Below are 12,153 nucleotides of genomic sequence, written 5' to 3'. Positions count from 1 at the left end.
TCAGTCAGTGCAAACTCACTCACTGAGTCAACTCAAATTTGCATTATCCTTTATTTGCTTAATTCTTCCAGACGGATACGAACTATCTTTCCTGCCATGACAGGTAGTTTCTCAATTTTATCTATTGCGGTGTTGATATTTTTTTCTATCGTTGTATGGGTCAGCATGATGATATTAACTTTATCTTCTTCCTCAGTATGCTCTTTCTGCACCATGGCATTGATGGAAATCCCTGAATCAGCCAGGATGCGTGTGATATCAGCAAGAACACCAGGTTTATCCATGACCTGTAAGCGAAGATAGTATGCTGTTTCGACATCTTCCATCGGTACGATCGGTATATCTGACAGTAAATCCGACGGAAATGCGAGGTAGGGTACGCGATGTTCAGGATCGGCAGTGAGCAGACGTGCCACATCGATCATGTCAGCAATGACCGAACTGGCCGTTGGCTCTGCTCCCGCGCCTGCACCGTAGTAAAGCGTCGGGCCAACGGCATCGCCTTTGACCACTATCGCGTTCATCACGCCTTCCACATTGGCAATCAACCTTTTAACGGGAATAAGTGTAGGGTGCACACGTAATTCGATACCCTTCGCAACGCGCTTGGTAATACCGAGAAGCTTGATGCGATAACCCAGTTCCTCAGCGTAGCGGATATCATCATTACTGAGTTGGGTAATACCTTCAATATAGGCTTTATCGAACCTGACTGGGATGCCAAAAGCGATAGCTGCCATAATGGTTATTTTATGGGCAGCATCGATTCCTTCGATATCGTAGGTAGGATCTGCTTCAGCGTAGCCGAGTTCTTGCGCGTGGGCCAATACCGTATCGAATGCGAGTCCTTTTTCGCGCATCTCCGACAAAATAAAATTACTGGTGCCATTGATGATGCCCGCAATCCATTCTATGCGATTGGCAGTCAATCCCTCTCGCAATGCCTTGATGATGGGAATCCCTCCTGCAACGGCAGCCTCAAAAGCAACAATCACTCCTTTTTGCTGGGCGGCTGCAAAAATCTCACTGCCATGTGACGCCAACAGGGCTTTATTGGCCGTAATCACATGTTTGCCGTTGGCAATTGCCTGGAGTATCAGCTCTTTAGCAACAGTCAGTCCACCAATCAATTCGATTACAATATCAATGTCGGGATGTGAGACAACTTCAAATGCATCAGCAGTCACCGTGATGCTGTCATTGGTCAAACGACGTGCTTTTTCGATATCGCGGTCAGCGATGATGCGGATCACGATATTGCGGCCGATACGGCGGGCAATTTCTTCCTGGTTGCGCTTCAAAACTGTATAGGTACCACCACCAACAGTACCGATTCCTAATAAACCAACGTTAATGGGTTTCATGTTGTAATCTTTAAAATAAATAAAAAACGTTACAAAATAAATAAAATTATGGGTTTTCCATCGTTTCTGGGCTATGGATAGTCAATGCCATCTGCTATGGCATTACACTGAGTATGTGCCATGACGTTTACGATAGCGATCCAAGTAACGAGCGATGCGACTGATTGCTTCAGTCAGATCATCGCTGTTGGGTAAAAATACCACACGAAAATGATCGGGATAGGGCCAATTGAAACCGGTTCCCTGCACTACCAGCACTTTCTCTTCCAGCAGCAGATCGAGCGCGAATTGCTCATCATCCTGGATAGGATAAAACTTCGGATCCAGGTGTGGAAATAGATACAATGCTGATTGAGGCCGATAGCAGGTAACGCCTGGAATATCGGTCAACAACTTCCAGGCAAGATCGCGCTGCCGCTTGAGTCGCCCGGTCGGCATCGTCAGATCGAATATACTCTGATAACCTCCTAATGCAGTTTGGATACCGAATTGTGCGGGTACATTGGCGCACAAACGCATCGAAGCGAGCATGTTTAAACCCGCGATATAATCATGCGCACGCTGCTTATTACCTGATACTACTGCCCAACCCGAACGGAAACCAGCCGCCCGGTAATTCTTTGACAAACCATTGAAAGTCACAAATAAAACATCATCAGCCAGTGAGGCCGCTGAAGTGTGCGTTGCCTGATCGTAAAGTATTTTGTCGTAGATCTCATCCGCATAAACGATTAGGTGATGCTGGCGGGCAATTTCTATGATTTCAAGCAATAAACCAACTGGATACAGCGCACCTGTTGGATTATTGGGATTGATGATGACGATGGCGCGTGTTCTGGGTGTGATTTTAGCACGAATATCCTCCAGATCCGGTAACCAGTCAGATTGTTCGTCGCAAATATAATGACGTGCGACCCCGCCCGCTAACGACACGGCTGCTGTCCACAAGGGATAATCGGGCGCGGGTATGAGCACCTCATCGTTGTTTTCCAGGAGCGCCTGCATGGCAAGCATGATCAACTCCGAAACGCCATTGCCAATATAAATATCATCCATTTGCACATTAGGAATACGTTTTTCCTGTGTGTAATGCATAATGGCCTTGCGTGCAGCAAATAGACCTTTTGAATCACAATAGCCAGAAGCAGCGGATAGATTCCGGATCACGTCCTGTAAAATTTCCTCGGGTGCCTCAAAACCGAATGAAGCGGGGTTACCGATATTGAGTTTGATAATGTGGTGACCTTCCTCTTCCATTTGTCTGGCACGATCGAGAACAGGGCCTCGAATGTCATAACAGACGTTAGCAAGCTTGCTGGATTTTGTGATGGGTTGCATGATGAATATGAAAAACTACCGTGTAATGAATAGATAATTAAAAAATAAAGGGAATGCAATGTTACCCGACCCATGTTTTTTTGCAAAAAAGTAAAACAAAAAACAGTTTAAATAATCTTATTTATAAATATTTGCTGCGCAACCTGTTCTATAACGCGATAAACTGAAAAGTTATTCTTTAATATATTCTATATGTAAAGAATGGGGGAGTATTGATGAATATGCAGGAGGTTTTACATTGAAGTTGCATCTTTCCGGGCATGATGGGTTAAATGTTTTTTCAGGTTATGGAGAAGGCTATGTGGCGATTAATCAAGTGCGCTATGAGCGTAATTTGATCGTCTTACCAGACCATATCATCGAAAACTGGCAAGTCGAAAGTGTAGCGCAGTTGAAAGCAGCCCATTTTGATTGCTTGCTTTCTTTTCAACCAGAAATCGTTCTACTCGGAACGGGCGCAACGCTACGCTTTCCTGATCTGCAATTGATGAAGGCGATGGTTGCTTCAGGAATCGGATTGGAAGTGATGGATACGCATGCGACCTGCCGAACCTACAATATTTTGTCAGCAGAAGGCCGGCGTGTTGCCGCAGCTTTGATCATCTGATTCTATTATTTTGAGTGGATGGATATACGCAAGCTATCTTGTTTACGCATAATTCTCAGCCAAAAAGGAAAGTCTTAAAACGAGACAGGGGCGAGTTTTCCGTTTTATTGCTTGCTGACCTTAATATCTCATCCGATGATACCTGCTTGGTTTGAATTAAAGAAAGATCAGCCTTGAAGCTACTAACTTCACCATTATGAATAGCATAAAATTCTCCAGTCGTCTGATTGGGAAGTTTATTAGTAATGTCGTTTTTCACTTCGCTGAGCAAAGGGCGTAATTTATCAAGAGCCGTGTTTTGCGTGACCCGTCCAATAAACCAGGAAGAAATCTGATCGCGGGATTTATAATCCAGATCTCCTGGGCTTTGAGTGGCAAGCATAAGTCCTAAACCTGCCGAGCGTGCTCGTCTGAGTAAGTTTTCCAGCGGGTCTTTGGTAGCCGGTTTGGATTGGGCTGGAAGATAAAGATCAGCCTCGTCGAATAGGATGACTGCCTGGAGTTTGTCGCTGGGGGATTTTTTTGCATAACGGTTGATTTCTAGCAAAAATTGTGCGACCCAAAATAATATATTTTCATCATTGCCGAGAAAAGCCGTGTTGATAATGCTTAGACGGGTTTTACCTGTGTATGTGTCAGGCGAAAGCCCGAGCAAACTTTGTGCGGTCAGAGATTCTCCATATTGGGAAAACAGATTGCCATTTGTCAAACTTAATGTTTGCAGATTTTCGACCAGTTTCTTGAATAATTTTGAGTCAAGCTTACCAATTGCGTTGAGTAATAGCGAATCTTCGCTATCAATGAAATTCATCAACGAATCGAGTGATAAAGCTTGGTCAGGCTGCAATTCGCTCAAAAGCGCAATTGCTTGTCCAAGGATAGCAGTACGGGATTTATCTTGCCCTGAATCTCTGTAGCCCATGATTTTGCCCAGTGCAAAGGCAGCATGATTGGCTAATTGCTGGCGTTCTCCACTGGGAAGTTGCCCCAGTCCATTGGGTGCGATAGGAATATTCAAAGCGCGCCCCTGACCTTCTATCGTGCCAGGCGTATAGATGACGATTTCAGTTTTGGCATGGAGCTTATCACGCATCTTGGCGCGTTCAGAGTCTGCTATTGGAGTCTGCCACGCCGCTTCCTGGGCGTAATTGCATAAATCGCCTTTCCTATCCAATAAAATTGCAGGTATGCCTTGTAACAATAATTGCTCAATGATATTCAGGGCCAATGTGGTTTTCCCGCTGCCGGGGCTGCCAAGAAAAGCCGCATGACGAACCAATTCAGCACGATTGATTTCGTAGGGGCGTGGCTGATATCCTTGCGTGAAGCCAATTCGTAGGAGTGATGGGTCAGTTGGATGAATTACCGGCAGCACTGGATCAGGGAGCGGAGGAGGATCAGAATTCTCTATATTTAGGATCTGTTGCAACGAAGGTAGACTGAGCAATGGCTGCTCAGCTCGCAACCATTCCAAAAATTTTGGGTGGTTTTCGTATTCCGGGCGAAATGATGTCATGGCGACCATGGTGCGCCAGTCGGAATCAAAAACCACAATCTTTTTCCCGCCGACAGCTATGAATTCTCCCAATCGTTTAGCAATCTGTGTTTGTGGATTGGAGGGAAATTCTGTCGAGCGAAGGGCGATTGGTTTGCGTACGCCCGCTTGCGCTTGCAATTGGTCAATTTGTTTGGCTAATGAGCCTCCTTGCGATGATTTCTGGCATAACCCAATAGTCAGTTGTTGGCTGGTATTTCCCGTGGCGTCCTGAATGCCGATATCCAGAAATCCTTGACGCCATAAGCACTGAAGTTGGTGTGAGTAGTTCAGTTCTTTTGTGCAATGTTCAATAGAGCTTGCAAGTAATTGCAGTAACTCAAACTCGTTTTCTGGAACGGAATGTGATCTATTCAGGTGATTATTCCAAAGAGCATCAATTACCGGTTCTTCAATTGGTTCAATACCGGTAGGTTCGGTGTCATTAGGAAGCCTGGGGTGCTGCCTTATTATCATTGATTGTTCACGTTGTTCGCGACACCAATCCAGAACTTTACGGCTATTCATACCTGCCAATTTTTCTGGAGTTTCTGGCGGAAATGGGCATATTGGATCATTTTTGTCGAATTCAATTCCTTCATTGTTGAATAGATCCTGTAAACGAATTTCTATTATTGCTTGTACTTCCTCCTGATTACATTGGGTAATAAGAGTGGATGGGCGAGGATCACTTCTAATTCGATCTAACTGAGAAGTCTGCAGAGTATTTTTAAATGTTTCATAAAAATCTACCAGGCAAGCAACTACGCCGATAAAATTTGGAATTTTATCGGCTAGCTTAATCAATGTGTCTATTGCAAGAGGAAATTTAACCTTAGCGTCTTCTGCTAACTGGATACGTTCAAGCTCATCAAGACAAATGATAAAGGCTCCTGAATTAGTGGCTAGCATTAACTTGGCCAGTGCTTCCGCATGTTCAATGGATTATCTTGAGATGAGAGGCCACCCAGTACTTTACTATTATATTCAACGAGGTGTTCACAGCGGAGATATTTGAAAACTCTAGCATGAATGGCTGCATTATCACATTGTAAGTAAAGTAATGCTCGGATCAAATCAAGATCTTGTCCGCAAAATTGATTAATAATGATATCTGCAATTTCTGAAATCAAAATTGCTAGATTTTCTTGACTCAGCTCGCTATTGCGTAAGTGTTGAATTTTATTTTTAGGAATAGCATCTTGCTCGATCAACGCATTGGATAGACGCAAAAATCCATTCAAATCTCCATTTAACTGGTAATAAGGCTTATCCAAAGAGTCAACAGCTTGATGAAGGGCATAGTGCTCATATTTGGATATGTTGGGATTCGCTTGCATGTAAACAAAATAACCTAACCCGTGCTCATGAGTATGATTACGAAATGCACGCATCAAATGTGTCTTGCCTGCTCCCGATTCACCTAGCAATAGCAGAATTCTGCCTGAGTTAGATTTTGTCTGAGAATGCACTCGATTTAACAAATGCTCAAAGCATTCCCGGCTTTCCCGATGTATTATTTTCACATCATATAAATCTGGCCGCCATATCTGATTATGGTGAGTGATAGAGTGAAATAAATCTAACTTAATAGGCGAGCAAAAAATATCAAATCGCTTATCTTTTAGCTTCTCAGACATTATTTGACTCCAATCGTATAAAATGAAATGTTGCTGTCAAATAGTGAGTTTCTGAAGCGGTCACATCTTCTTGGTTCATAGCTTGAGCTAGATCAGCACGACTTAAATTAATTAGCCCTTTGTTATTAGCTAGTGTGAGTAGTTGCTTAAATTTATTGAAATCCAGTCCAGATTGCTTACTATCGATACCCATTTGCTTCCAAACGTGAGAGATGAATATTTTATTTTTACCGAATCTACCAGTCTGGCAGCGGTTTGCCGATTCCATTATTTGTGTGGCAAATGCTTCTAGATCAGCTGGTTGTTTGAGGGTAGATAGAGAAGATTCAGTAGTAGCTGCTTTGAAAATAGCCAGCCGTATTTCTTCAGGATCTGTGCGTCGGGCATGAGTTGCTTTCGCGACAAGCTGCCTGAGTGCAGATTCCCACGATAGTTCTCGTGTTGAGTCTAGCAAGGTATTCAGCAGCAATGTCATGAGGTTATTTTGAGTGAACGGTTGGGGATCTGAAGTAGATAACCGATTTCTCAGGATTACGGAAACTTGAGGGTCAGTTAATTGTTGCCAGAGCAGATAATCTCGTGCCTCAACCAGAGTTGGGTAGGGTCCTATCGGTAGTTGGTAAACTTGAGCCAGTACCTGAGCTCGAAGTCCGTTCGCGCTGGATATACGATGACGGTCGCGATCATTTGAAGGCGCTGGTAGTCCGAGTGCAAGGGGAAGCAAATAACAGTTTTTCAGGGCTGCCCAGTAGATCATGTTAGAGGAAGGAAGTATTCTCAGAATCTGTAAAGCCGATTTCATGCCTAATGTGGTGATGCAATACCGAGCCCGATTCATTTTTTGTGACAAATTTTGCTCAACTAGCCGTGTTAGTTGATTTGACCATTTATCTATGGAAGGAGGACTGGCAAACAACGGATTGAGTGATTTTCGTAATTCGCTGATAGCGAGTCCTTTATCAGGTGATGTGGCTAAGCGAATTAATATCAGCTCTTGTAGTTGTATTGGCTTTACAAAATTCATTTTAGTTATCCTTGAATTTGTCTTCTTTTCGACCGGACCGTAGGGTAAACCGTATCGTGTTGAGAATTTCTTCTAGTCTAGTGACCACATCTTCTGCCAAAAAACGAAGCACCAGAATTCCTTGTATTTGCAACGCAAGATCTTTGCGGCGGTCTCTGCGCCATGTCTCCAGTTCCTGAAAATGATAATAACCATCGATTTCTATAGCGATCCGTTCTTTATGTGCGTATAAATCGATTTCCATAGCTTGATTGCCAAATGTAAACGGCATTTTGGTATTAAGCTTGAAGATACCATGGGTATCCGGCACCAGTTCCAGTACATTAAACAGAAACAGTTCGGCTTGGCTCCGGGCATTTGAACAATCAATGGGCGCTTCAGAGGGTACTCGAAGCAGCGATTTAGCTTCATCAATTAATTGCGTCGATGCGTGATACTGTTGCAGAAAACAGGTTGTTTCAGGTGGGAGATTGATTTTTAGACTGTCTTGCTGATTTATAGCAATCAGACCTGTGTGCAGCATCGTTTTGATTCTAGACTCGGCTGTACTCGAAAAATAGTGCGCCAAGGTATCAGGTGGAACTGATAGGGCAACTGGAAGTTTCGGCAGGGACTCAATAAGCTGAATTATGGAGCGAATTGAAGGAGAGTTGAGATGATTGCAGTTAGTGATTTCAATCAGCAGTGCAGGAAGAATTTCGAGGGGAAAGAATTCTGTAAATACTGCCAGGTCATTTTGACTATCTTGTCCATTTTGCACATTTAAGATTTTCACTAGTTCCGGGACAAAAAGAGGGGTGATTTCCTGTTCTCGTGCAATCAGCTCAATAAACCAGCGCAATAGAACGTCACCAGCCGTGGAAAGATTTATAGGTAAATTTCGTTGAAATATATCTAGTTCATAACGAGTTTTTCCAATCAATCGGTGAAGAATATGCTCTGTTGTACATTTATGGATTACTGCTAGATATTCTAAAAGATGCCTCCGTAATGTTTGTTTTGCAAGCAGCGCTTCTAGCCAACATGTGGATAATGATTGAGATGTATCAGGTGACCAAGTTGCTGTTGTTAGCGTATGGTTTGTTATCCACTGTTGCCATATTTTCCGGATATTGTCAGGATATCCACTTATAGTAGAAAGTGTTGGAGTGCCTTGTTTGCGCCATTGCTGATGTATATCGAGCTGGTAAGGAACAAATGTTGTTCGTTCTGGTTGAGCATTATTAAGATTGAAAGCCATTTATTTACCCGTTTCGTGGCATTAAGCATATCCGTAAGAAAGTATTTTTCTGTAATCCAGTCATTCCGTCTATGCCAGCTCGAGGATTCGATGCGCTTTCTCAAGCATGGTTGCTCGAGGGGAAATAATCAGAGTGGTTCGGTGTCTTATTAGGTTATCAAGTGCATCGTCTACCAAAGCGCAATGAGTATTGAACACGGCCGTGGTTTCATCAATGATGACAATCGCTGGATTTTTAAGTAATGCTCGGGCGATCAAGATACATTGGCGCTGATTCTCCGAGAGCTCAATATCTTTTGTGTCGATTCTGGTTTGCAGTCCATAAGGCATTCCACGCGCAAATTTCGTAACATGGCAAGTGCGTGCAACTTTTATAATGCTGGCCTCCGTCGCGCAGCGCGTTGTGCCATATGCGATATTGGCTGCGATGGTATCGTTTAGAAGCTTGGTATCTGGCGTTAACCATGCAATGTTTGCCCGCAAGTCAGTTAGTTTTATCGTGGCGATGTCGATATTGTCCAGCAATATCCTTCCCTCTGACGGGTGAATGAAACGTGCAATGAGATCAATCAACGTTCTTTCCTGACCATCGCTGGAGCTTGCCAACGCAACGATTTCACTAGGCTGTATAGTCAATGTGAGGTTGAAGAGGGGAGGACAGGTTTGTGAATAGTTATAAACACTGACCTCTTCAAACCGAAGCTGACCGCGTGTGCGGGCTATCTCGACGCTACCTGAATCTGATTCGTTTTGCTGCGTGAGGAGTGAATCGATATGGTGGATCACTTGAAACCTGTTTTGTAAAGATAACTGCATGTTCAGTAAACGTCTTATAGGAACAACAAGCATCAGTGCCGCTATGATCATGGCTCCTGTATCTCCGGCCGTCATCATGTGAAGATTGAGCTGCTGCTTAAACAGGAAAAAGAATGCCGCCAGGAGGGTAGTAATAATAATGAGGGCAATAGTTTTACTGAACGTTTTGATGACTGCTTGCTTGAGGATAAGGTTTCTTTGGTGCTCAATTGAATTGCAAAAATGCTGGCTTTCTTGTGACTGACTGCCATCGAGTTTGATCGATTTGATGTGCTTGATCGACGTTAGGGAGGGCAGAGGAGAACCTATTGATGGGTGGGGTGTTCTTTGATTTGAATCATTTTCTTGAGAGACAAGTTGCATGATTGAGCCGATAGCCAGCATGATTAAAAGCTCCATGAGTGAGAATTCCCAGTTTACGCGGAACATCACTATCAATAATCCGATAACTATGAATATCTCTTTTACTAGAATGGCCAATATTTGAGTGATGCCATCGGTAACTTGGTCGATATTTGAAAAGAAATAAGCGTTTAACTTATCTGAATCATGCTGCTCAGGATAGGAAACCGGTAGTGCCAAGAGTTTCTCAAACAGTGTTTCTCGAAGATCCATTCCGACTTTTCCGCTTATCCAATTAATTGTGTAACTACTAGAAAAGCTTGCGATGCTACGTATAATTAATAAGCCGAGTATTGTCAGTAGAGTAAACTGAAATCCTTCTAAGTCGTTTTTGCTATTCAGAACGCTATCGAGTAGTTGTTTGATGAGTAATGGTAATAGGGATGTGGTCAGTGCAATGGCGATCAGACTGCTGATAGCAAAAGCGAACATTGTCCAGTAGGGAGCAATCCATGTCATCAGGCGACGGAACAATTGTATTTCGGTCATAGCCAGTTTATCTAAATATCAATATACAATTGATGCATCTCGCAGAAGAAAAGATGACAAAAAAATCATGCACGTTCATAAGTACGAGAAATATCATTGGTAAATTTATATATTCCGTTTGAATGAGGTTTGATTTAAATGATTGATAGAAGCATTCAAATTTAATGCAAAAAATAAAATGATGAAAATTACTCCAATACATCCAGTTAATCAGACACAGGCCGCTGCTTGCCGAAGAAAAGGCATCATTTTAGCGGGTGGATCTGGTACACGGCTATATCCCGTTACTCAGGTGATTTCCAAGCAGCTACTACCGGTTTTTGATAAACCGATGATCTATTATCCACTGAGCACACTGATGCTGGCGGGTATTCGAGATATCCTCATCGTTTCTACACCGCAGGATACGCCGCTTTTTAAACACTTGCTGGGAAGTGGTGAGCACTGGGGACTGAGTTTATCTTATGCTGTCCAGCCATCGCCCGATGGATTGGCGCAGGCTTTTATCATTGGCGAATCATTTATTGCCAATGATAATTCCGCATTGATTCTGGGGGATAATATTTTTTATGGGCATGATTTCCAGGATTTGCTCGATAACGCTATGATACGTGATCAAGGCGCGAGTGTTTTTGCCTATCATGTCAATGATCCTGAACGTTATGGTGTGGTTGAATTTGATCAAAAAGGTCGTGCGGTTGATCTGGAGGAAAAGCCCAGGCAACCTAAATCAAATTATGCTGTGACTGGATTGTATTTTTATGATCAGCAGGTGGTTGATTTTGCAAAGAGCCTTAAGCCTTCAGCACGGAACGAGCTGGAAATTACTGATCTCAACCGGCTTTATCTGGCACAAAATAATCTCAATGTTGAAATTATGGGACGTGGCTATGCATGGCTCGATACGGGTACCTTTGAATCATTGCTGGATGCGAGTAAGTTTGTGGCAACGATAGAACACCGGCAAGGGCTTAAAGTAGCCTGTCCAGAAGAAATTGCTTATCGAAAGGGGTGGATTGATGCTGTTCAATTGGAGAAGCTGGCGCATCTGCTAAATAAAAATAGTTATGGTCAGTATTTGATGCAGATACTCAAGCATGCTTACATTGATGGTGCCTGTAATAAGGAGAAGCTTGATTGAATATGAAAGTGACCCAATTGGCGATACCTGATGTGTATCTTATCGAACCACGAGTATTCAGTGATGGACGAGGTTTTTTCTATGAAAGCTATAATCAGCGACAATTCAACGCTTTGATCGGTAGAAACGTCACATTTGTGCAAAGCAATCATTCAAGTTCCATGAAACATGTTTTGCGCGGATTGCATTATCAAATCAAGCAGTCTCAAGGTAAATTGGTGCGCGTAATTGCCGGTGAAGTATTTGATGTGGCAGTAGATCTTCGTAAACCCTCTCCCACGTTTGGGCAATGGATAGGAGAAATTCTCAGCGCAGAAAACAAGAAACAGCTCTGGATTCCCGAAGGTTTTGCCCATGGTTTTGTCGTACTCTCAGCTTTCGCAGAATTTCTTTATCAAACAACTGATTACTGGGCACCTGAGCATGAGCGTTGTATTCTCTGGAACGATCCGATATTGAACATTCATTGGCCAATCGATGAGGAGCCGGTGTTATCGACGAAAGATGCGCAAGGAAAACCTTTTTACGAGGCAGAGACTTACGACTAATCAATCAGCC

Annotated in this window: 10 protein-coding genes; 3 read left to right on the top strand and 7 right to left on the bottom strand. The window is 43.2% G+C overall.

The window, feature by feature from the left end; genetic code table 11:
• Nucleotides 1–50: 50 nt before the first annotated feature.
• Both BLW34_RS10245 and BLW34_RS10240 read right to left on the bottom strand, forming a co-directional pair.
• On the bottom strand, nt 51–1,364 hold the full coding sequence (locus BLW34_RS10245; RefSeq protein ID WP_090543201.1) for a homoserine dehydrogenase: 1,314 nt from the start codon (nt 1,362–1,364) through the stop codon (nt 51–53).
• A gap of 102 nt (nt 1,365–1,466) precedes the next feature.
• Nucleotides 1,467–2,702 carry a pyridoxal phosphate-dependent aminotransferase gene (locus tag BLW34_RS10240; protein WP_090543203.1) on the bottom strand — a complete coding sequence of 412 codons (1,236 nt, stop codon included), beginning with the start codon at nt 2,700–2,702 and terminating at the stop codon, nt 1,467–1,469.
• A 238-nt stretch (nt 2,703–2,940) separates the two neighbouring features.
• Between BLW34_RS10240 and BLW34_RS10235 the strand changes: the two genes are divergently transcribed.
• Nucleotides 2,941–3,309, top strand: a complete 369-nt coding sequence (locus tag BLW34_RS10235) for an Mth938-like domain-containing protein (RefSeq protein ID WP_090543205.1) — start codon at nt 2,941–2,943, stop codon at nt 3,307–3,309.
• Nucleotides 3,310–3,364: 55 nt separating this feature from the next.
• Here BLW34_RS10235 and BLW34_RS10230 read toward each other — a convergent pair whose 3' ends face one another.
• The 5 genes from BLW34_RS10230 to BLW34_RS10215 form a co-directional block, all read right to left on the bottom strand.
• Nucleotides 3,365–5,755 (bottom strand): ATP-binding protein, encoded by a 2,391-nt coding sequence (locus BLW34_RS10230; protein WP_218138830.1) that lies wholly within the window; start codon nt 5,753–5,755, stop codon nt 3,365–3,367.
• Entirely contained in the window at nt 5,755–6,483 is a 729-nt protein-coding gene (locus BLW34_RS16445) for an ATP-binding protein (RefSeq protein ID WP_218138829.1), read from the bottom strand. Before BLW34_RS16445 ends, BLW34_RS10230 begins: the two co-directional genes overlap by 1 nt.
• Complete coding sequence (locus BLW34_RS10225; RefSeq protein ID WP_090579089.1) at nt 6,476–7,507, bottom strand: hypothetical protein; 1,032 nt, start codon at nt 7,505–7,507, stop codon at nt 6,476–6,478. Before BLW34_RS10225 ends, BLW34_RS16445 begins: the two co-directional genes overlap by 8 nt.
• A gap of 1 nt (nt 7,508) precedes the next feature.
• Complete coding sequence (locus tag BLW34_RS10220; protein WP_090579086.1) at nt 7,509–8,747, bottom strand: endonuclease domain-containing protein; 1,239 nt, start codon at nt 8,745–8,747, stop codon at nt 7,509–7,511.
• A gap of 69 nt (nt 8,748–8,816) precedes the next feature.
• Entirely contained in the window at nt 8,817–10,454 is a 1,638-nt protein-coding gene (locus BLW34_RS10215) for an ABC transporter transmembrane domain-containing protein (RefSeq protein WP_090579083.1), read from the bottom strand.
• Nucleotides 10,455–10,632: 178 nt separating this feature from the next.
• Here BLW34_RS10215 and rfbA point away from each other — a divergent pair, with 178 nt between their 5' ends.
• A complete protein-coding gene (gene rfbA / locus BLW34_RS10210) occupies nt 10,633–11,595 on the top strand; it encodes a glucose-1-phosphate thymidylyltransferase RfbA (RefSeq protein ID WP_256203740.1) in 963 nt (320 codons plus the stop codon).
• Nucleotides 11,596–11,597: 2 nt separating this feature from the next.
• Complete coding sequence (gene rfbC, locus BLW34_RS10205) at nt 11,598–12,143, top strand: dTDP-4-dehydrorhamnose 3,5-epimerase (RefSeq protein WP_090579080.1); 546 nt, start codon at nt 11,598–11,600, stop codon at nt 12,141–12,143.
• Nucleotides 12,144–12,153: the final 10 nt, after the last annotated feature.

Source organism: Nitrosomonas sp. Nm58 (assembly GCF_900107335.1).
In the GTDB taxonomy this organism is placed as follows: domain Bacteria; phylum Pseudomonadota; class Gammaproteobacteria; order Burkholderiales; family Nitrosomonadaceae; genus Nitrosomonas.
The sequence above is the reverse complement of the archived record's forward strand: the minus strand, read 5'-3'. Positions and strand labels throughout refer to the sequence as shown.